The organism is Lentzea kristufekii (assembly GCF_033949925.1).
In the GTDB taxonomy this organism is placed as follows: Bacteria; Actinomycetota; Actinomycetes; order Mycobacteriales; family Pseudonocardiaceae; genus Lentzea; species Lentzea kristufekii.
In genome coordinates this window covers 15262-35314 of the sequence record NZ_JAXAVV010000013.1, presented here as the reverse complement: position 1 = coordinate 35314, position 20053 = coordinate 15262, and the positions used below count along the sequence as shown (strand labels likewise).

The 20053-nt window shown below is 68.1% G+C and carries 19 protein-coding genes, 2 tRNA genes and 1 pseudogene; 14 read left to right on the top strand and 8 right to left on the bottom strand.

The features are described 5' to 3' along the window. Nucleotides 1–129 precede the first annotated feature (129 nt). Genes SK571_RS25750 through SK571_RS25740 form a run of 3 tightly spaced genes read left to right on the top strand, consistent with a single transcriptional unit; the run spans nucleotide 130 to nucleotide 3226 of the window. The gene (locus tag SK571_RS25750; protein WP_090010112.1) at nucleotides 130–330 is read left to right on the top strand and encodes a hypothetical protein; all 201 of its coding nucleotides are present in this window, start codon (nucleotides 130–132) and stop codon (nucleotides 328–330) included. Nucleotides 331–383: 53 nt separating this feature from the next. After that, on the top strand, nucleotides 384–1883 hold the full coding sequence (locus SK571_RS25745) for an AMP-binding protein (RefSeq protein ID WP_319986654.1): 1500 nt from the start codon (nucleotides 384–386) through the stop codon (nucleotides 1881–1883). A gap of 29 nt (nucleotides 1884–1912) precedes the next feature. Next, entirely contained in the window at nucleotides 1913–3226 is a 1314-nt protein-coding gene (locus SK571_RS25740; RefSeq protein ID WP_319986653.1) for a LuxR C-terminal-related transcriptional regulator, read from the top strand. A 228-nt stretch (nucleotides 3227–3454) separates the two neighbouring features. Here the strand turns inward: SK571_RS25740 and SK571_RS25735 are convergent, their stop codons facing one another. Next, nucleotides 3455–4690 (bottom strand): helix-turn-helix domain-containing protein, encoded by a 1236-nt coding sequence (locus SK571_RS25735; RefSeq protein ID WP_319986652.1) that lies wholly within the window; start codon nucleotides 4688–4690, stop codon nucleotides 3455–3457. Between the two features lie 28 nt (nucleotides 4691–4718). Between SK571_RS25735 and SK571_RS25730 the strand changes: the two genes are divergently transcribed. The 3 genes from SK571_RS25730 to SK571_RS25720 all read left to right on the top strand — a co-directional run bounded on the left by SK571_RS25730 (nucleotide 4719) and on the right by SK571_RS25720 (nucleotide 7008). Further along, nucleotides 4719–4850: a hypothetical protein gene (locus SK571_RS25730; protein WP_319986651.1), complete on the top strand. Its 132-nt coding sequence runs from the start codon at nucleotides 4719–4721 to the stop codon at nucleotides 4848–4850. Between the two features lie 125 nt (nucleotides 4851–4975). Continuing rightward, nucleotides 4976–5458 (top strand): PH domain-containing protein, encoded by a 483-nt coding sequence (locus tag SK571_RS25725; protein WP_319986841.1) that lies wholly within the window; start codon nucleotides 4976–4978, stop codon nucleotides 5456–5458. Further along, complete coding sequence (locus SK571_RS25720) at nucleotides 5455–7008, top strand: PH domain-containing protein (protein WP_319986650.1); 1554 nt, start codon at nucleotides 5455–5457, stop codon at nucleotides 7006–7008. The genes SK571_RS25725 and SK571_RS25720 overlap by 4 nt, the downstream gene beginning before the upstream one ends. On the opposite strand, the gene SK571_RS25715 is transcribed toward SK571_RS25720, so the two are convergent. After that, the gene (locus tag SK571_RS25715) at nucleotides 6987–7922 is read right to left on the bottom strand and encodes a GlxA family transcriptional regulator (RefSeq protein ID WP_319986649.1); all 936 of its coding nucleotides are present in this window, start codon (nucleotides 7920–7922) and stop codon (nucleotides 6987–6989) included. The two genes, SK571_RS25720 and SK571_RS25715, sit on opposite strands and share 22 nt — an antisense overlap. Before the next feature lie 71 nt (nucleotides 7923–7993). Here SK571_RS25715 and SK571_RS25710 point away from each other — a divergent pair, with 71 nt between their 5' ends. Further along, the gene (locus SK571_RS25710; protein WP_319986648.1) at nucleotides 7994–9259 is read left to right on the top strand and encodes an MFS transporter; all 1266 of its coding nucleotides are present in this window, start codon (nucleotides 7994–7996) and stop codon (nucleotides 9257–9259) included. Here SK571_RS25710 and SK571_RS25705 read toward each other — a convergent pair. Continuing rightward, nucleotides 9191–10708 carry a helicase HerA-like domain-containing protein gene (locus SK571_RS25705; protein ID WP_319986647.1) on the bottom strand — a complete coding sequence of 506 codons (1518 nt, stop codon included), beginning with the start codon at nucleotides 10706–10708 and terminating at the stop codon, nucleotides 9191–9193. The two genes, SK571_RS25710 and SK571_RS25705, sit on opposite strands and share 69 nt — an antisense overlap. Nucleotides 10709–10780: 72 nt before the next feature. Here SK571_RS25705 and orn point away from each other — a divergent pair, with 72 nt between their 5' ends. The 3 genes from orn (at nucleotide 10781) to SK571_RS25690 (ending at nucleotide 13277) form a co-directional block, all read left to right on the top strand. Next, nucleotides 10781–11386 (top strand): oligoribonuclease, encoded by a 606-nt coding sequence (gene orn, locus SK571_RS25700; protein ID WP_319986646.1) that lies wholly within the window; start codon nucleotides 10781–10783, stop codon nucleotides 11384–11386. A 65-nt stretch (nucleotides 11387–11451) separates the two neighbouring features. Continuing rightward, a tRNA-His gene (locus SK571_RS25695) sits at nucleotides 11452–11524 on the top strand. A gap of 127 nt (nucleotides 11525–11651) precedes the next feature. After that, on the top strand, nucleotides 11652–13277 hold the full coding sequence (locus tag SK571_RS25690) for an ABC-F family ATP-binding cassette domain-containing protein (RefSeq protein ID WP_319986645.1): 1626 nt from the start codon (nucleotides 11652–11654) through the stop codon (nucleotides 13275–13277). Between the two features lie 4 nt (nucleotides 13278–13281). Here SK571_RS25690 and SK571_RS25685 read toward each other — a convergent pair whose 3' ends face one another. Further along, entirely contained in the window at nucleotides 13282–14436 is a 1155-nt protein-coding gene (locus tag SK571_RS25685; RefSeq protein WP_319986644.1) for a L,D-transpeptidase, read from the bottom strand. Between the two features lie 263 nt (nucleotides 14437–14699). Here SK571_RS25685 and SK571_RS25680 point away from each other — a divergent pair. Then, nucleotides 14700–14773: transfer RNA gene (locus SK571_RS25680), tRNA-Lys, on the top strand. A gap of 119 nt (nucleotides 14774–14892) precedes the next feature. Here the strand turns inward: SK571_RS25680 and SK571_RS25675 are convergent. From SK571_RS25675 to SK571_RS25665, 3 genes and pseudogenes are all read right to left on the bottom strand, one after another. Then, a pseudogene (locus SK571_RS25675) lies at nucleotides 14893–16110 on the bottom strand (IS110 family transposase). 597 nt (nucleotides 16111–16707) lie between these two features. Continuing rightward, nucleotides 16708–17103, bottom strand: coding sequence for a low affinity iron permease family protein (locus tag SK571_RS25670; RefSeq protein WP_319986643.1), 396 nt, complete (start codon nucleotides 17101–17103; stop codon nucleotides 16708–16710). A gap of 47 nt (nucleotides 17104–17150) precedes the next feature. Beyond that, nucleotides 17151–17441 (bottom strand): GlsB/YeaQ/YmgE family stress response membrane protein, encoded by a 291-nt coding sequence (locus tag SK571_RS25665; RefSeq protein WP_319986642.1) that lies wholly within the window; start codon nucleotides 17439–17441, stop codon nucleotides 17151–17153. A gap of 444 nt (nucleotides 17442–17885) precedes the next feature. On the opposite strand from SK571_RS25665, the gene SK571_RS25660 reads away from it, so the two are divergent. The 3 genes from SK571_RS25660 to SK571_RS25650 are packed head-to-tail and all read left to right on the top strand — an operon-like array spanning nucleotide 17886 to nucleotide 19150. After that, on the top strand, nucleotides 17886–18431 hold the full coding sequence (locus SK571_RS25660; protein WP_319986641.1) for an STAS domain-containing protein: 546 nt from the start codon (nucleotides 17886–17888) through the stop codon (nucleotides 18429–18431). Next, nucleotides 18432–18836, top strand: coding sequence for an HPF/RaiA family ribosome-associated protein (locus tag SK571_RS25655; RefSeq protein WP_319986640.1), 405 nt, complete (start codon nucleotides 18432–18434; stop codon nucleotides 18834–18836). Nucleotides 18837–18847: 11 nt separating this feature from the next. Then, nucleotides 18848–19150 carry a hypothetical protein gene (locus tag SK571_RS25650; protein WP_319986639.1) on the top strand — a complete coding sequence of 101 codons (303 nt, stop codon included), beginning with the start codon at nucleotides 18848–18850 and terminating at the stop codon, nucleotides 19148–19150. Between the two features lie 122 nt (nucleotides 19151–19272). On the opposite strand, the gene SK571_RS25645 is transcribed toward SK571_RS25650, so the two are convergent. Continuing rightward, entirely contained in the window at nucleotides 19273–19998 is a 726-nt protein-coding gene (locus SK571_RS25645) for a GAF and ANTAR domain-containing protein (RefSeq protein ID WP_319986638.1), read from the bottom strand. Nucleotides 19999–20053: the final 55 nt, after the last annotated feature.

Sequence of the window (20053 nt, the reverse complement as noted above, 5' to 3'; positions counted from 1 at the left end):
CGCAGCTCGGCACGGTCGCCGGACAGAGAACGCCGAACCGTCGTCATGACGACCGGTGACGCGCGTCTCTCTGACGCGAGCGCCGGAACACCGGGCCAGGCGCGCCGAGTGAGCTGGAGGAAGAAACCCGTGGGAGCCAAAGAGGAGTGGCAGGTGAGCTGCCGCGACATCGCTTCGCGCCGACGGGACATGACGGTGTTCGTCAGCCAGGGGCACATAGTGATCACCGTGCCGCCGGGAGAGGCCGCCGTGCTGACACCACTGGAGGTCGGCCGGCTGCGGGCGGCGTTGCGCGACGCCGTCGTGAGCGCGTCCAACACCGACATGTGACTGCCGTCACACCGTTACCTACTCGCTAGTAGGTAGATGGCAGAGTGGGTCGCATGGTGACCCGCGTGCTGCTGACCTTGGTCAAAGCCGGAGTGATCCGGCTGTTGGGCCCGCGAGGGCTCGCCGGCACCGTACGCGGGTATCTGCACTGGAACATCACGCTCGCGTGGGGTTATCAGACCGGTGCGGGACGCCACCCGGACCGCGCGGCGATCATCGACGACGACGGCGTGCTCACGTACGCGGAAGTGAACGAGCGCACGAGCAGGCTCGCCCACGCCTTCCGCCCCGGCGAACGCGTCGGCCTGCTGTGCCGCAACAGCCGCGCCTTCATCGAGACGATGACCGCGTGCACGAAGATCGGCGCGGACGCCGTGCTGCTCAACACCGGCCTGAGCGGAGGACAACTCGCCCAGGTCGCCCAGGACCAGAAGATCGACAGGATCGTCGCCGACCGCGAGTTCGCCGAGGTCCTGCCCGGCCTGCCGACGTTCTTCACCGACGAGCTCGAGTCGCTGATCGCCAACGGGCCCACCAGGTCACTCCCCCGCCGGCCCCCGCGAGGCCGGCTGATCATCCTCACCTCCGGCACCACCGGCACGCCGAAGGGCGCCCGCAGGCCGGAACCCGCGAGCCTCGCGCCCGCCGCCGCGCTGCTGTCCCGGATCCCGCTCCGGCACGGCGACGTCATCTCCATCACCTCCCCGCTCTTCCACGCCTGGGGTCTCGCCGCCTTCCAGCTCGGGCTCGTGCTCGGCGCCACCCTGGTGCTGCGCCGCAGGTTCGACCCGGCGCAGGCGTTGAAGGACGCCGACAGGTGCACCGCCATGTTCGTGGTTCCCGTGATGCTGCAACGCATGCTGGAGGCGGAGCACCGGCCGAAGCTGCGGATCATCGCGTCCAGCGGCTCCGCCCTCCCGCCGAAGGTCGCCGCCCGCACGCTGGAGGAGTTCGGGCCGGTGCTCTACAACCTCTACGGCTCAACGGAAGTGAGCTGGGCGAGCATCGCCACGCCCGAGGAGATGCTGCGCGAGCCGGGCACGGCCGGAAAACCGCCGCTCGGCACCAGACTGGCCATTGTGGACGATCAGGGCAAGCCCGTGGCACCGGGCGAGACCGGACGGATCTTCGTCGGCAACGAGATGCTGTTCGACGGTTACACCAACGGCACCAGCAAGGAGTCGTTGAACGGCCTGATGTCGACCGGCGACCTCGGCTACCTCAAGGACGGCTTGCTGTTCGTCGCCGGCCGCGACGACGAGATGATCGTCTCTGGCGGCGAGAACGTGTACCCGCACGACGTCGAGGCCCTCCTCTCGACGCTCGACGGCGTCACGGAGGTGGCGGTGCTCGGCGTGCCGGACGAAGAATGGGGTCAGCGCCTCGCCGCTTTCGTTGTCGGCGCAAAAACCCTGACGGCCGAACACATACGTGAACACGTGAAGGCTAATCTGGCGCGGTACTCCGTTCCCCGGGATGTTTTCTTCGTCAACGAGTTGCCGCGCAACGCAGCCGGAAAAGTGTTGAAACGTCAATTGCGCGAACAGCACTAGGCTCGGCCTCCGAACGAGGGGGCTTCACCATGACGGTTCCCGGCCGGACCGCGGATCCGCGATCCAATGCCGTGCACAACCTGCGCGAGGCACGAATAGCGCTGGACGAGGGCAGGCCAGGCGAGGCCCTGGAGTACGCGGAGAAGGCCGTGGCCGCCTACTCGTGGCTGGACGACGCGGAAGGCGTGGCGGAAGGCGTCCTGGCGCAGTCGGTGGCGCTGGGCAAGCGGGGGTTGTGGCCGAGCGCGCTCGACACGATCGACAAGGTGCAGGCGATCGCGGCCGCCAACCGCCACATCGGACTGCAGGCGCGGTGCAGTTTCTCCCGGGCCGTGGTGGAACTGCGGCTCGACTCGCGGGAGCGGAGCTTCAACTCCTTCGCCCGCGCACTGGGTCTCGCGGAGCTCACCGGCGACAACGAGCTGATCGGCTCGGTGCTGTTCGAACAGGCACGGGTGATGCGGATGCAGTACCACGAGCACTGCATGATCCGCACCGCGGAGAACCGCTGCAGCCTCGACGGAGAGCCGTGCGTGCGCAAGCTCCGCCGCGCGGAGGCGTTGTGCGCTCAAGTGCGCGACCGCTGGAAGACCCTCGGCGATCCGGTGCGGATGGCGATGGTCACCGTGCTGCTGACACACGTGCGCATCGATCTGGGTGAACTTGACCGCGCACACCGCAGCTGGCAGCGCGCTGACCAGTTGCTTGCCGGAAGGAACCGCCCGGTGGCGAGGGCCGAGGCGCTGATGGCACGGGCGCGCCTCAGCGGTGCGCGGGCGCGCTACCCCGAGCAGATCGCCCAGCTCTCCCAGGCCGCCGAACTCGCGATGAGCTGCCTGGCACGGGAAGTGGCGGTGCACGCGCACCAGCAACTGAGCGAGGCGCACGAACGGTGTGGCGATCTCGAACGGGCGTTGCGCCACGCGCGGATGCAGTTGGAACAGTACCGGTTGTGGGAACTGCAGGAGGGCCGCGATCTGCTGCGGATGCGCGAGCACGACCTTTCGTCACGGCTCGTGGAACAGTTGGCGCACAGGCGTTTCGAGCCCAAGCGGGAGGACGCGGTGGTCCGCGTTCCGAACGTCGGCGAGCTGCACGAAACCGGTACCGCGGAACACACGAACACCCGGATCGCCCGCGCACTGCGGGCAGGGCTCACCAAACGCGGCATCGAGGTGCTGCGGCTCGTGGCCGCCGGGGCGAGCACGGCGATGGTCGCGGAGTCGCTCGGCCTGTCCCCCAAAACCGTGCAGAACCACCTCCAGCGCATCTACGCCACCCTTGACGTCAACGGCCGTGCCGGCGCCATCGTGTGGTGGATGAACTTGACCGTCGGCCAGTAATGCATTGTCAACCTATTGACAACTGGTCCGAGCGCACTTGTTGACCATCGCCCGTTCGGCCGCTTGTCCCCGACCGGGAACTGCCGGTTCCCGGGTGTTCTACCCACACGCGCGCGGTTCAATTGGGTGATGTGATGGGTAACTGGTCTGTGTCATGCTCCGTTAACAAGGTGTCCGGTTAATGAGCGAGGGGCGGTCATGGGCAGGCAACGCCGCCGAGCGCTCTCGTCAGTGCTTTCGGAGCGCGATGCGTGCCACGTCCCGCCACAGCAGCGGGTCGACGACCTCGGGGTTGATGTGCTCCAGCATCGCGGCCAGTGCGGTGCGCGCGTCGCCGCCGTCCGCGTCGACCTCGTCCGCGGCCCGCACGAGCAGCAGGTGGCACCGCAACTGCTGTTCGGCGTCGAGCTCTCCGGTGGCGAGCGCGACCTCGGCCAGTTCGCGGGCCCGGTCGACCTCTCCGTCGCGCAACGCCAGTTCCGCCCGCAACGCACGGGCGTGCGCGAGCAGGCCGTCCTGCCGGCGCATCGCGGCGACCGTCGTCTCCACCTCGTCCAGCAACGCGACCACCTCGTCGAGGTTCGCTCCCGGCGTGCGCAGCGCGATGGACGCCCCGGCCAGCCGGACCCGGCAGCGGTACTCGGGATCGCCGTCGAAGTCGTCCAGCAGCGCGACGGCCTCGCGGATGCAGTGCGCGGCCTCCATCCGGTCCCCCAGGCGATCCGCGACCTTGGCGCGCACCCACCACGTGGAGATCGCGAGCCGGTCGCGGCCGAGTTCGGGCAGCCGCACGGAAAGCTGGTCCACGACCTGTTCGGCGTCGGCCAGTCGTCCCGCCGCGGTGAGCTCCGCGCACAACGCGATGAGCGCGCGGGTGTGGACGCGGCGCACCCGGTCGCCGTCGCCGCTCGCCAGCTCGACGGCCTCGGTCGCGGCCCGCACGGATTCGGCCGTCCGGGCGAGGCGCCGCAACGAGGATGCGCGCAGGATCTCCACGAGCGCGTCCACCGCCGGACCGGGAGACCACGACTTGCGCAACTTCGCCGCCGCCAGCAGCAGACCCTCGTGGTCTCGCTGCCGCGCGAGCATCACCAGGCGCGTCCAGCGCACGCACCAGCCGAACATCTCCTCGTCCGACCGCTTTCCCAGCGTTTCCAGCAGATCGACGGCCAGCACCAGGTCGCCGTCGTGGTACGCGAGCAGTGCCTCGCACCACGCCAGCGCCTCGTCCTGCATGGCGGTGCGGTCCTCGTCGACCACCAGCTCGGACGGGTCGACGCCGAGCACCTCGGCGAGCCTGCGGACGACGGTGGGCGACGGAACGCGTTCGCCGGACTCGAGCCGGGACACGTAGCTCATGGAGACACCGGGGCACGCGAGGTCCTTTTGCGACAAACCGCGTTGCAGCCGGACCGCCCGCAACCGAGCACCGAACCTCGTCAACGACTTCCTGCCCTCATCCACGGCCGCCACCTAACGAAGGAGCCCCTCAATGAAGTTGAACACTATCGCTCGAAGCATCGCGGCTGTGATCCTCAGTTTGGGGGCGCTGCTGGCGATGTCGGGCGCGGCCTCGGCTGACGACAGCGACAAGTTCACCCCGCCGTACTGCTCGCAGCCCTGATCGACTCGCCCTGCCCGAGGTGGTCTTGCCTCCCTCGCAAGCAAGACCACCTCGGTCACCGACACACCAATTGACACACCTGGCCACACCACCTGGTGCAGGTGAGGCACCCTTGTGAGGTGACTCTGCAACTGCGCACGCCTCGTCACCAGGTGAGCCCGAAGTCCGTCCTGCTGTGGACCATGCAGGCCGCCCTCTTCTGGCTCGTGCTCTTCGTGCCCCAGCTCGTCGTGTTCCTGCTGGTGGACGAGCCACCGACGTGGGAGTTCGTGCTCATGACCGGCACGCTGGTCGTCGGGATCGTGCACACCGCGGTCGAGCCGAGCTGGCGTTACCGCGTCCACCGCTGGGAGACCACGCCGGACGCCGTCTACACCCTCTCCGGCTGGCTGAACCAGGAGTGGCGAGTCGCGCCGGTGTCGCGGATCCAGACGATCGACACGAAACGCGGGCCGTTCCAGCAGATGCTCGGCCTGTCCACCGTCACGGTGACGACGGCGTCGGCCGCCGGACCGGTGGAGATCGAGGGCCTGGAGCACGAGGTCGCGCAGAGGCTCGTGGTGGAACTGACCAACACCACGCAGGCCACGCCCGGTGATGCCACGTGAGCACTCCTGCGGAGGTGCCGGCCGGGCTTCCCGCCGCACCGGAGTTCGTCGAGCCGCTGCAGGAGTGGCACCGCCTGCACGTGCGGATGCTGGTCGTGCGGCCGCTCAACGAGGGCGTCGCGATGCTGGTGCCGATCCTGGTGCTGCTGTTCACCGGCAACGGCGAGAAGTGGCGGCTCATCGCCAGCGGCGCGACGGTCGCGGCGATCCTCGCCTTCAGCTACCTCATCTGGCGCACCACGAGGTACCGCATCACCGACGACCAGGTCGAGCTGCACACGGGCCTGCTGACCCGCAAGCAGCTCGCGGTGCCGCGTGATCGCATCAGGACGGTCGACCTCACCTCCAAGCCGGGCCACCGGATCTTCGGGCTCTCGGCGGTGCGGATCGGCACGGGGCAGCAGGACGTCCCCGGCACGGACGGCCTGACGCTCGACGCGGTGACGCAGGAGGAGGCCGAACGGCTGCGGTTGTTGTTGCTGCAGAAGGGAGTCGCACCCTGGACGGCTCAGGCGGCGGAGGGCGAGCACGCGGAACCGGTTCCGCTGCCCGAGTCCGAGGTCATCTCGCAGCTCGACCTGAAGTGGCTGAAGTTCGCGCCGCTGTCGTTGTCGGGTCTTGTCGCGATCGGCGCCCTGTTCGGCGTGCTGTCCAACTACGCCGACGACCTCGGCCTGCACCCGGTGCGGGACCTGTGGGAGTGGCTGTTCGAGAACCCGAGTCTCGCGCTCTTCGCCGGGTTCCTGGTCCTGCTGGCCGTGGTCGGGCTGGTGCTGTCGATCCCGCTCTACATCCTGCAGTTCTGGAACTACCGGCTGACCCGCGAACCGGACGGAACCCTGCGCGTGCAACGGGGTCTGCTCACCACCCGCTCGGTCTCGGTGGAGGAACAACGCCTGCGCGGCGTCGACGTCCAGGAACCGCTGCTGGTGCGCGCCGGCAAGGGCGCGAAGCTCGCCGCGGTGACCACGGGCCTGGGCTCGAAGGGCGAGAGCAACCTGCTGCTGCCGCCCGCGCCGCTGTCGGTGGCGCACCAGGTGTCGCGGGACGTGCTGAAGGTCGGCAACGACCCAACGACGCTCCGGCTCCGCAAGCACCCGTTCGCCGCGTTGCGCCGCAGCATGTTCCGGCACGTGCTGCCGTGGGTCGTCATCGCGGTGGGCCTCGCGATCTGGGCACCGTCGTGGGCGTGGCCGATCCCGATGGCGATCCTCCCGTTCGCCGCACTGGTCGGCTGGGACAACTACCGGTCGCTCGGCAACGCGCTGGACGAGCGGTACCTGGTGACGCGCAACAACTCCCTCGTGCGCAGCACCGTCGCGTTGCAGCGCACCGGCATCATCGGCTGGCGCATCCAGCGGTCGTTCTTCCAGCGCCGCAGCGGTTTGATGACGATCGGCGCGACCACGGCGGCGGGTGCGGGCATCTACCACGTGACGGACGTCGGCGAGTCGCACGGGCTGGCGCTCGCCGACGAGGCCGTGCCGGACCTGTTGCGCCCGTTCCTGATCGACTCCACTGTGGACGGTCAAGCCGAGCGGAACGACTGACGGTAGGCGCTCGGCGAGATCCCGATCGAGGCGGCCAGCTGCTGCCGCAGAGCCGCGCCGGTGCCGAAGCCGGCGTGGTTCGCGACCTGGTCGATCGGCAGGTCGGTGGACTCCAGCAGGTGCCGGGCGCGGTCGACGCGCTGCTGCGTCAGCCACTGGCCCGGTGACATGCCGGTCTCCGCGCGGAACCGGCGGGTGAACGTCCGCACGCTCATCCGCACCTGCGCGGCCATCGCGGCGAGGTCGAGCGGCTCCTGGAGCCGTTCCAACGCCCATTCGCGGGCGAGCGCGGTCGAGGTGTCCGGGTAGTCCGGCACCGGCCGGTCGACGAACTGGGACTGCCCTCCCTGCCGCCACGCCGGAACGACGCAGTAGCGGGCGACCCAGTTCGCCACCTCGCTGCCGTGGTCGGACCTGATGACGTGCAGGCACAGATCGATGCCCGCCGCGACGCCCGCGGACGTCAGCACGTCGCCGTCGTCGATGAACAGCACGTCCGGGTTCAGGCGCACCTTCGGGTACAGCGCGCGGAACTGGTCGGTGGTCTTCCAGTGCGTGGTCGCGGGCCTGCCGTCGAGCAGCCCGGCTGCCGCGAGCACGAACGCGCCGGTGCAGATCGACATGATCCGCGGCGCCTTCGTCGTCGTGAGCGCCTCCAGGACCGCGGGTTCGAGCCGGCCTTCGCGCGCCGGCTGGTAGTGGGTGCCCGGCACGAGCACCGTGTCCGCGTCCCTGAGCACCTCCAGGCCGTGGTCGGGCGCGATGGTGAAGCCGCCGGTGGTCGGGATCGGGCGGCGGTCCGGCGAGCAGACGACGACCTCGTAGGAGTCTTCGAGCCGCCCGAACATGTGCGTCGAGCTGCCGATGTCGAACGCGACGGACTTCTCGAGCGCGAGAACGGCGATCCGGTGCATGGCCTGATTCTTTCACATGTTGGCCATCGGGCCACTGGTCGCAGGGTCGGCCATCACCGAACCTTGTCGGCGTGAGACTCCATTGGGCCTGGGTTGTCGCAGGTGTGTCCTTCATCGCCCTGGTGGGCGCCGCGTCGTTCCGCGCGGCGCCGGGAGCGTTGATCGAGCCGTTGCAAGCGGAGTTCGGCTGGACGACCGGCACGATCTCGCTCGCCATCTCGATCAACCTGTTGCTGTTCGGGCTGACCGCGCCGTTCGCGGCCGCGCTGATGGACAAGTTCGGCGTGCGGATCGTGGTGACCAGCGCGTTGACGCTGGTCGCGATCGGCAGCGGGCTGACGGTGTTCATGACCGCGTCGTGGCAGCTGGTTCTGCTGTGGGGCGTCGTGGTCGGTCTCGGCACGGGCTCGATGGCGCTGGCGTTCGTCGCGACGATCACCGGACGCTGGTTCGTGAAGCACCGCGGCCTGGTCACGGGCGTGCTGACGGCGGGTGGCGCGGCCGGCCAGCTGGTGTTCCTGCCGACGGTGGCCTGGCTGTCGGAGTCCTACGGCTGGCGGTACGCCTCGCTGGTGATCTGCATCGCCGCGCTGGCCGTCGTGCCGCTGGCGGGGCTTTTCCTGCGGGAGTACCCGCGTGACGTGGGGCTGTTGCCTCTCGGCGCGACCGAGGACACTCCCCCGCCGCCGACCGGCGGAGCCGCCAAGCGTGCTCTGGGCGCGTTGGCCACGGCTGCCAGGACCCGGCCGTTCTGGTTGCTGGCCGGTGGTTTCGCCATCTGCGGTGCGTCCACGAACGGTCTGGTGGGCACGCACTTCATCCCCGCCGCGCACGACCACGGCATGCCGACGACGACCGCCGCCGGTCTGCTCGCGCTGGTCGGCGTGTTCGACATCGTGGGCACGATCGCGTCCGGCTGGCTGACCGACCGCGTCGACTCACGGCTGCTGCTGGCGGGTTACTACGCGTTGCGCGGCCTCTCGCTCATGCTGCTGCCGCAGCTGTTCAGCGAGTCGGCGCACCCGTCGATGCTGGTGTTCATCATCTTCTACGGCCTGGACTGGGTCGCGACGGTGCCGCCGACCGTGGCGTTGTGCCGCCAGTACTTCGGCATGTCCGGCCCTGTCGTGTTCGGCTGGGTGTTCGCGTCGCACCAGCTCGGCGCGGCCGTCGCGGCCTCGGCGGCCGGGCTCACCCGCGACCACCTGGGCAGTTACGACCTGGCCTGGTACGTCGCGGGCGCCCTGTGCATCGGCGCGGCCGTGCTGTCAGCGTCGCTTGCGCGAGGTCCCGAAGATGCCGCGCGTGATCTCGCGCGCCAGGGCGCTGCCCGCTGACCGCAGGAACGACTTCACGGCGCTGTTGCCCAGCACCTTCTCGACGAGCCCCGGTTCCTCCTTCTCCTGCCGCTGGGCAGGAGCGTCCGGGGCTCGTTCTTCCTGTGGCGGCGCGACCTTCCGCATCAGCTGCTCGTAGGCCGACTCGCGGTCGACGGTCTCCGAATACTTGCCGTGCAGGTCCGACGCCTGGGACGCCTGCTTGATCGCGTCGTTGCCGATGGTGTCCATCAACGAGCGCGGCGCCCGCAGGCGGGTCCACGCGACCGGCGTCGGCGCGCCCTTCTCGCTCAGCACGGTGATGATCGCCTCGCCGATGCCGAGCGACGTGAGGGCCTTCTCCAGGTCGTAGTGCGGGGTCGTCGGATACGTCTTCACCGTGCGCGCCAACGCCTTCTGGTCGTCCGGCGTGAACGCGCGCAGTGCGTGCTGGACGCGCGCGCCGAGCTGCGACAGCACGTCGTTCGGGATGTCGGTCGGCAGCTGCGTGCAGAAGAAGACACCGATGCCCTTGGACCGGATGAGCTTCACGGTCTGGGTGATCTGGTCGAGGAACGCCTTGGAGGCGTTGGAGAACAGCAGATGCGCCTCGTCGAAGAAGAAGACGAGCTTGGGCTTCTCGACGTCGCCTTCCTCGGGCAGCGTCTCGAACAGCTCGGCCAGCAGCCACATCAGGAACGTGGAGAACAGCGCGGGATTGCCCTGCAGCTCGGCCAGTTCCAGCAGGCTCACGACACCCTTGCCGTCGCGCTGGCGCATCAGGTCGGCCGGGTCGAGCTCCGGTTCGCCGAAGAACCTGTCACCGCCCTGCGCCTCCAGGTTGACCAGCGCCCGCAGGATCACGCCCGCGGTGGAGCTGGAGACACCGCCGATGCCCTTCAGGTCCTCCTTGCCCTCGTCGCCGGTGAGGTGCTGGATGACGCTGCGCAGGTCCTTGGTGTCGAGCAACGGCAGCCCGCGGCTGTCGGCCCAGTGGAAGATCAGCCCGAGCGTCGACTCCTGGGTGTCGTTCAGGCCCAGCACCTTCGACAGCAGGATCGGCCCGAAGCTCGTGATCGTCGCGCGGAGGGGAACGCCGAGACCGCCCGTGCCGATCGACAGGAACTGCACGGGGTACGACGCCGGCTGCCAGTCGTCTCCGGTGTCCGCGGCCCGGGCCTTCGTCCTGTCGCTGTCCGCACCTTGCTGCGACAGACCGGACAAGTCGCCCTTCACGTCCGCCATCAACACCGGCACGCCGTTGTTCGACAGCTGCTCGGCGAGCAGCTGGAGCGTCTTCGTCTTGCCGGTTCCCGTTGCGCCCGCGACAAGTCCGTGGCGGTTGACCATGGCCAGCGGGATGCGGACGTGGGCGCTCGGCTCCACCATCCCGTCGACCAGCACGGCGCCGAGTTCGATGGCCGCGCTCTCCGACGCATACCCAGCAGCGATCTCAGCTTGAGCCGTCATGCACGAGGAGCGTAACCAGGTTGCTGCACGCCGCCACTCGAAGTTGACGCTCCGCGCAGTAATGTTCCGGGCGTGATGGATCGTCTGGTGTGGATCGACTGCGAGATGACCGGACTCGACTTGGGCAAGGACGCTCTGATCGAGATCGCGGCACTGGTCACGGACGCCGAGCTCAACGTGCTCGGCGACGGCGTGGACATTGTGATCCACGCGGATGACGAAGTGCTCGCCTCGATGCCGGAAGTCGTCATGCAGATGCACGCCAAGTCGGGCCTGACCGAGGAGGTGCGCGCGTCCGCGGTGTCCCTGGAAGAGGCCGAGGCCGCCGTGCTGGCCTACATCAAGGAGTGGGTCCCCGACCCGCGGACCGCTCCCCTGGCCGGCAACTCCATCGCCACCGACCGCGGCTTCATCGCCCGCGACATGCCGGCGCTGGACGCCCACCTGCACTACCGCATGGTCGACGTGTCGTCGATCAAGGAGCTGTGCCGGCGCTGGTACCCGCGCATCTACTACGCGCAGCCGGGCAAGGGTCTCGCGCACCGGGCGCTCGCCGACATCGTCGAGTCGATCCGGGAGCTCGCGTACTACCGGCGGACGGCGTTCGTGCCGCAGCCGGGCCCGTCGACCGAGCAGGCCCAGGCCGTGGCCGCTGACCTGCTCAAGAACGTCGACTGACCCCCGATTTCAATATCGCTAGTCATCGTTGCTATGCTTCCCTCGCCGGTCAACGACTGGCAATGGTGGGTGTAGCTCAGTCGGTAGAGCACTGGGTTGTGATCCCAGGTGTCGCGGGTTCAAGTCCCGTCACTCACCCTGACAAGCCGGACCATGTTCGCAAAAAGCGCGAACATGGTCCGGCTTCGTTCTTTTCCTGGGGGCCGAGCCCCCAGACCCCACGCCGGGGAAACCCCCGGACCCCCATCCGCCGTCGGAGCGCGCTGTGACCACTCTTGTCGCCAAGGACCTCGCCGCCGGACACGGTGACCGCGTCCTCTTCTCCGGGCTGGACCTCGTGGTCGCCCCCGGCGACGTCATCGGGCTCGTCGGCGTCAACGGCGCGGGCAAGTCGACGTTGCTGAAGACGCTGGCAGGGCTCGTCCCCGCCGAGTCCGGTCGTGTGACGCTGAGCCCGCCCGCGGCCAACGTCGGGCACCTGTCGCAGGAACCCGAACGCCGCGAGGGCGAGACCGTCCGCGAGTTCCTGGCCCGGCGGACCGGTGTCGCGGACGCCCAGGCCGCGCTGGACGCCGCCACCGAGGCGCTGACCGCGGGCAACGACGAGGGCTACTCGGACGCGCTCGACCAGTGGCTCGCGCTGGGCGGCGCCGACCTGGAGGAACGGTCGCTCGAAGTCATCGCCGACGTCGGCCTCTCCGTCGGCCTCGACGCGTTGATGACCTCGCTGTCCGGCGGCCAGGCGGCGCGGGCGGGCATGGCGTCGCTGCTGCTCAGCCGCTACGACATCTTCCTGCTCGACGAGCCGACCAACGACCTGGACCTCGACGGCCTGGAGCGGCTGGAGAAGTTCGTCACGGGCCTGCGCGCGGGCACGGTGGTGGTGTCGCACGACCGCGAGTTCCTGGCCCGCACGGTCACGAGGGTGCTGGAGCTCGACCTGCACCAGAACTCCGTGCGCCTGTACGGCGGCGGCTACGACTCGTACCTCGAAGAGCGCGCACGGGCCCGTCAGCACGCCCGTGACGACTACGAGGAGTTCGCGGACACCAAGGCCTCGCTGGAGGCCCGTGCGCGCATGCAGCGGTCGTGGATGGAGAAGGGCGTGAAGAACGCCCGGCGCAAGGCGGGCGACAACGACAAGAACGCCCGCAAGTTCCGTGCCGACGCCACCGAGAAGCAGGCCTCGAAGGCCCGGCAGACCGACCGCATGATCGAACGGCTGGACGTCGTCGAGGAGCCCCGCAAGGAGTGGGAGCTGCGGATGGAGATCGCCGCTGCCCCGCGTTCCGGTGCCGTGGTGGCGTCGCTGCGGGCGGCCGTGGTCGAGCGCGGTGGCTTCCGGCTGGGCCCGGTGGACCTGCAGATCGACTGGGCGGACCGGGTCGCGATCACCGGCGCGAACGGCGCGGGCAAGTCGACGCTGCTGGCCGCGCTGCTCGGCCGGGTGGAGCTGACCTCGGGCCACGCGACGCTGGGCTCCGGCGTCGTGGTCGGCGAGGTGGACCAGGCGCGCGGGCTGTTCCTGGGCGATCTGCCGCTGGTGGACGCGTTCGAGGAGGCCGTGCCGGAGATGAACCCGGCCGACGTGCGGACGTTGCTGGCGAAGTTCGGCCTGAAGGCGGTGCACGTCATGCGCCCGGCGGCGTCGCTCTCACCGGGTGAGCGGACGCGGGCGGCGCTGGCGTTGCTGCAGGGCCGCGGGGTCAACCTGCTGGTGCTGGACGAGCCGACGAACCACCTGGACCTGGCCGCGATCGAGCAGCTGGAGTCGGCGCTGGACAACTACCCCGGCACGTTGCTGCTGGTGACGCACGACCGGCGGATGCTGGAGGCGGTGCAGGTGAACCGTCACCTGACCGTGTCGGGCGGTCAGGTGACGGTTTCCTAGAGGGCTAGCGGTTGCCCTGGACCCACGTGGCCCACGGGACCTGCCAGTCGCCGAAGCCGTCCCACGGCTCCAGCGCGGGACCGCCGGAGTTGGTGACGATCACGACGTCGCCCTGCTTGCTGTTGTCGAACACCCACTTGGCGTTCTCCGGCGACAGGTTGAGGCAGCCGTGGCTCACGTTGCGCTTGCCCTGGTCGCCGATGGACCACGGCGCGCCGTGGAAGAAGATGCCGCTGTTGGACATGCGGTACGCCCAGTCGACCGGGGTCTTGTAGCCGCCGTTCTCCAGCGCGAGGCCGTACGTGGTCGAGTCCATGATCATGTGGTCGTGCTTCTCCATCAGCACGTACGTGCCGGTGGGAGTGGCGTCGGCCGGCTTGCCCATCGAGGTCGGCATGGTGCGCACGACCTGGCCGTTGACCTTGGTGATCACCTGGTGCGACTGGCCGTCGGCCTCGTGGATGACCTCGTCGCCGACCGTCGTGGTGATCGTGCGGTCCTCCTGGCCGTAGATGCCGTCACCGATGTGCTTGCCGTAGACCTTGATGTTCATCGTGATCTTGGTGCCCGACTTCCAGAACTTCTCCGGACGCCAGTGCACCTCCTTCTTGTTGAACCAGTAGAAGGCACCCTCGACCTTGGGCTCGGTGGTGATCTCGAGCATCTTCTCGGCCGCGACCTTGTCGGCCACCGGCTCGTCGAAGTAGAAGGCGAGCGGCTGCCCGACGCCGATCGTGGTGCCGTCCTGGGGGTTCGTCGACACGTACGTGAGCGTGCGCGGCTTCACCGTGGTGAAGGACGACTCCTTGGTCTCCGCCTTGCCGTCCTCACCGGTGGCCGTGGCGACCAGCTTGTACGTCTTGGAGTACCCGAGCGGCTCGGTGTTGGTCCACTGCGTCGACTCGGCGTTCATCTTGCCCTCGACGACCTTGCCGTCGGGGTTGGTCAGCTTGACGTCGGTCAGCTTCCCGTCCGCCGCCGTCGCGATGACCGGCAGACCGGGCGACACGTTCGCCGCGCCGTTGTTCAACGCGAGTGTCAGCGTGACGGGCTTCGGCGGCGGAGGAGGAGCGCTCGACTCCCCACCGGCACCACCACCACTCGCCGGATCGCCCCCACCCGAACAGCCTGCGATCAGCATCACAGCGACTCCCGCCATGACCACCCCACGACCGCGCCTGCTCCACATCCCCATCGACGTACTTCCGATCTGCTTGTCGCCGCTCCCGAGACTGCACGAAGGTGTTTCGTCGTCCCCCGACTAGGGGACGACGGGGGGTGGCCCCGAGTTGCGCAAGTGGCCGGATCGTTACGTGGCGGACGCACCCCCAAACCGGTGCTGACCAGCCGATTGGGAGCGCGTGGAGGCGCTGTGCTAACGTTCTTCACGTCGGAACGAGCAAGGCTCCGGCACACAAACAAGCGCCGCTAGCTCAGTTGGTTAGAGCAGCTGACTCTTAATCAGCGGGTCCGGGGTTCGAGTCCCTGGCGGCGTACTCCAGAGAAGCAGGTCGAGAATCATCTCGGCCTGCTTCTCTGCATTTTCCGTGCACATCTTCATTCTCCGTTTCGTCGTTGTGGATCATGGTTTGCGAGCCCGAGACATCCCTGGAAGTCAGGCGGCCCGCTCGACGTGGGGAGCCCAGGCGGTGGCTTCGTCGTAGGTGGTGTGGGCGGCGAGGCAGCCGTGGAGGATCCCGACGCGCCGGTTGGTGACGTGCCGCAGGGCGGCGTTGTGCGGCACACCGCGGGCGCGTTGGCGGTCGTAGTACGCCCGTGCACCTGGTGAACTCCGCAAGCACACATGGCCTGGCGCATCAGCGCGTCGATCAGCCGCGTGTTGCGGACATGGCGGGCGTTGACCGTCGACCTGCTGCCGGACGCGATCGTGACCGGGCTGGTGCCGGCGTAGTTCTTCCGTGCTTTCGCTCCGACGTACCGGGTGCGGTCGTCGCCGAACTCACCGAGCACTCTGCCGCTCACGATCTCCCCCATACCGGGTTGCGAGAGATAGATCGTCGCGTCCGGGTGCCAGCCGAGACGCTTCACCAGTTCGGCCTCGATCGTCTTGATCTGTTCGACAAGCGCAGCGATCACACCCACGAGTGAGCGGACGGTGATCGAGTAGGCGCGTTGCAGCACGGCACGTAGACGAGACTGCTCTGAACTCAGTCCTGCGTGGATGCGCTCAGCCCGCTCGTTGACAAGCCGCTTCCGGCCCACCCGCTTCAACGCGGCCAAGATCTCCGATCGTGAGAGCTTTGCCGCGGCGTCCGGATCCGGAGCTCGCTTGAGCAGATCCAGCACCTCGCCCGCCGCGAGGTCTTCGCCGAATGCAGCCAGTGCCGCGGGGAAGAAGTCCCGTAGCTGGGCGCGCAAGCGGGCGACCTGTCGTCGACGGTCCCAGATCAGGGTCTGGTGTGCAGGCGCAAGTAGCTTGATCGCCTCGGCGAGTTCGCTGTCGCCCGCCACCTGGCGCAGCTGGTGTGAATCCGTGCGCACCATGTCCGCCAACGCATGAGCGTCCGCGGCATCACTCTTGGCTCCAGACATCGCAACCCGTTCCCGGAACCTGGCGGCCTGGCGCGGATTGACCGCGAACACCCGATAGCCCGCGGCGACCAGCGCCGTCACCCACGGCCCGCGATCAGTCTCGATCGCGACCGACACCTGGTCCGACTTGCAGTCTGCGTGGTCGGCGATCAACGCGTGCAGCTGCTGCACGCCCCTCGACACCTTCAGACAATCGCGTACCGCACAGTTTCTTGCCGTTGGCGTCCATGATTTCGATGTCGTGATGACCTTCTGCCCAGTCATCACCGACGAACAACACGTCACGTACCTCCACGCTCAGCGACAACGATCAGCGGGAACGCCGGCAGGTATTGGTGATGTGCTCACACCAGCGACGAGGTGAGCACGACATCCCTTAGCGGTCGCTCATCCCCAGCCACCGGCAAGCGCACGCGTCTCGGGAAGGACTCACAAACCCGCTTTGACCAAGTGCTCACCCACCGGCAACTGTCGCCCACATCGTGACGCATCTCGCCAGCACGGCCTCGGCCTGACGCGGACCAGTGCGACGGTGTTGTCGCAGCCGCGCAGCTCTCGGAGAGGTGAGGGTCTTGGCGTCGACAGCGCTTTGCCAGGCATGTACGCGCGCCTCGCTCCGGCCTACCCTGCCAGTCCAGGCCGGTGAGGTCGAGTCCTGCTCCGGCGCCGGAGACAACACGCCCGCCCGTGTCGAGTCCGACCACCTCGTCGTCGGCAGCGGCAGACAAGCAGGACCCGCGCCTCTATGCGCCACAGGTCCGCGAGCACTTAGCCGCTGCCGGCGTGAACCCGCAGCTGCTGATGGCGATCCTCTACAACGAGTCGTACAAGCCGCACGACCCAGCGCTGGAACGGGCCTGCTGTCTCACACACATCCTCAGTGACGTTCCTCGAGGCCGACGGCTTCGCGCAAGGCCTTCGTGGCGTCTTGCAACTCGGGACTGTTGTTCGCGTTCGCCGCAACGAGCGCCGCCAGGGCCGTGGCGATGACGTTGAGTTTCTCCTGCGCGGCCTCACCCTCACGGCGGCCGGCATTCGCGAGCAGCGCTACCAGCAGCAGTGTGAGGACGCTTGAGACAGTGTGGATGGCTGTCTGCCACTCCTTGAGATCTGTCCACAGTGGCAGACTGGCCAACCATCCCACAACGATGCCCGCGCACACGAAGAAAAACGGCGCTTGACTGACTCGCAGGTGGGCCCACTCGACAAAGCGGTCAAAGGGCGAGCGGCGATCTCCGCTCGCGCGGGTTTGGGCCGCTGCAGTGTTCTTCATCGTCACTCTCCATCGATGAGGCTTCGCTGCGGTCGGCGGCGGGCAGGCTATCGGTTGGCGCGCCAGAAACTGCGCTTGCGTGCTCCGCCGGTGACCAGGTGGTAGATCAGCAGCAGGACGGCGGATCCCAGGATGGCGGTGATCCACGTACGGATCTCGAAGAAGCCTCCGACGGCGTCGATGCCGAACAACGCCGACGCCACCCAGCCGCCGAGCAACGCTCCAGCGACGCCGATCATGATGGTGACGATGACGCCGTGCTTCGCCCTGCCGCCCAGCAGCCGCTTGGCGATGACGCCGGCGGCCAGACCGAGCACGATCCAGGCGATGATGCCCATGGTGGACCTCTCAGTGCTTCAGATTGCAGATGCATCTGCCGATCGGGTCGAGATGACTGGCCGACTGTCCACTAAGGATGATCGTGAGCCACGTGCCGGACGGGAACCGGCGGAGGCGAGATTTCCGGCGGTATCGGCGAACGGCGATCAGGCCGCGAGAGATGTCGGTTGGCGCTGTGAGCGGAAACATGTTCACGGCCTCCTTGGCGCGTCTGCGGTTTCGACGCGTACGCCCGCCAAGGTCCGGAGCGGAGTTTCGATGCACCACGATCTGCCGTGTCAGGCCGTTGCGGGCCCGGCGGGACGCGGTGATCGGGTGTTGTCTTCTCAGCGTAGACCTCTACGAGGCCCCTGAACAGGGCTGATGCGGCGCCGACGAGGCGCGGGATCGACTCCGCGTGTTTCTCACTCAGCGCGATCGCCTGGCACGGTGAGTACAACCTTGTGCGGGCGGCTCACAGGTCTACGCTGGGGTTCTCATCCTTCCCGCCCGCCTGGACCCCGCGGTCGCCGTGGTCTCGTGAGGAGACCTCCGTGAGCACCGTCGTCAACTCTCAGGCATCTGTTCCTCCACACTCCTCGGCCCCAGGACGATCCGCCCCGATCCTGGTTGCCGATCAGCTCACCGTGACGACCTCCGCCACTCGGCCGGGGACGATCGTGATCACGGTCTGTGGAGAGGTGGACATGTTCACCGCTTCGCTGCTGCGGGATCGTCTGCACGATCAGATCCGCTACCGCGGCCCGGATCTGATCGTCGAGCTCGCCGACGTCAGTTTCCTCGCCGCCGCCGGTCTCACTGTCCTGACGACCGCTCGTGCTGCGGCAATCGACGCGGAGATCGGGTTCTGCTTGGTCGCGGACACACGGCCGGTCCTCAGACCACTGGAGATCACCGAACTGTACGACGTGCTCGCTTGCTACCCCGACCTCGACCACGCCCCCATGCGGACCCAGCAGAGCGTCCCTCCACAAAGGACAAGTGAATAGATGACCGAACTGTCGGAAGACACAGCGGTGATCACCCAGCGGCTGCACCTGGCCACCGGCTTCCTCGCGAACGAACGCGACTGGGTCGTGGAACGCCTGGCCGCGCTCGGCTCGCGGTTGCGGTCGTTCCGCGGAGACCAGGTCGACCTCGAGATCAGCCTGAAGGACCGTCGCGGCGTCGAGCAACGAGTCACCCTCGAGTGCTGGATCAGCCGCACTCCCCGCCTGCACCTCGTCGCCACCTCCTCCGAGCCGGATCTGCCGGCCGCACTCAACGAGGTCCGCACCGAGCTGATCCGTCAGGTCGACGAGGCCAAGACGCGGACCGAACCGCGCAGCAACCGCGCACTGCGGTCCGTTCCCGCACTGCCCGAGCTCGACGAGCCCTCACATGCCCAGGACTGAGGCCGAACCCCATGCACGGTGACGAACCGGAAAAGAGCACCAATCAACTGGCTGTGTGGAGGGACCTGCTCGACGCGCTCGACAAGCTGGACGTCGCGTGGGAGAACGCACAGCCGCCGGAACCCGATACACCGGCGTTCACACAGTTGCCGGGCAACATCGCGGTGGCCCTGGCCGCCGCCGTCGAAGACGGAGCCAAGGCCATCTCCGGCATGACCGACGTTCTTGTCGCACAGCACGACAGCGGCGAGGCCTTCCAGCAGGTAGCACTCGCGCTGCGACACGCTGTGAACCAGTGGCCCACCGGCCGGTGAAATCCGCTGCGGCGATGGCCATGCGGCTCAGCAGCGTCCTCAACCTGAACGGCTGCCGTTCGCCCGCAGCTGGTCCTCGCCGGAGGAGCCGTTTCCGGTCGAAAGAGGTGCTGCCACGCCGCTCAGGACGAGGGTGGCGCGCTGGGCTTCCTGCGGGGCGACCCTTTGGGGAGCGCGTTTTCGTCGAGCGTGCCGTCGATGATCTGTGCGGCGACGTCGGTCAGGCGGCGGTTGTGACTGCGGGCGTAGTCACGCATGAGCAGGAAAGCCTGATCCATCGGCAGGCGGGTGCGTTGGGCGAGCACACCTTTGGCCTGTTCCAGCTGGACGCGGCTGCTGAGGGCGGTCTGCAGCTGGGTGGCGAGAAGCTCGCCCGCGGCGATGACGCGTTCCTGGATCATCCCGACGGTGGCCACGTCCGCCATGGCCTGACCGATCGCCAGATCTGCCTCACTGAGCCGGCCGGGACTGGTGCGGAACAGGTTCAGCGCCCCGATGGTCTCCTCACGCAGCCGCATCGGAAGTGCCTGCACCGAATGGAACCCGAAGTGCTGCAGCTTCTGGGTGAAGGCCGGCCACGCCGCACGCATCGCGGCCAGGTCGCCCCGCGCCACCGGAAATCCGGACCGGAAGCAGTCCAGGCACGGGCCTTCGTTGTTCTGCAGCTCGTAAAGTTCCAGCAGGCGGGTTTCCTCGGTGGAGGAAGCCATCACGTGCAGGCCGCCGTGATGGTCGGCCAGCATGATCCCGGCGGCATCGATGTCGAGCAGCTGCACGCTGCGGGTGGCCAGGGTGTGCAGGAAGTCGATGACGTCGAAGTCGGCCACCAAGGTGTCGGCCAGGTCCACGAACGTACTGGCCAGAAGTCGTTCCCGGCTCGTCATGAGCCCGCTGTCTTCAGCT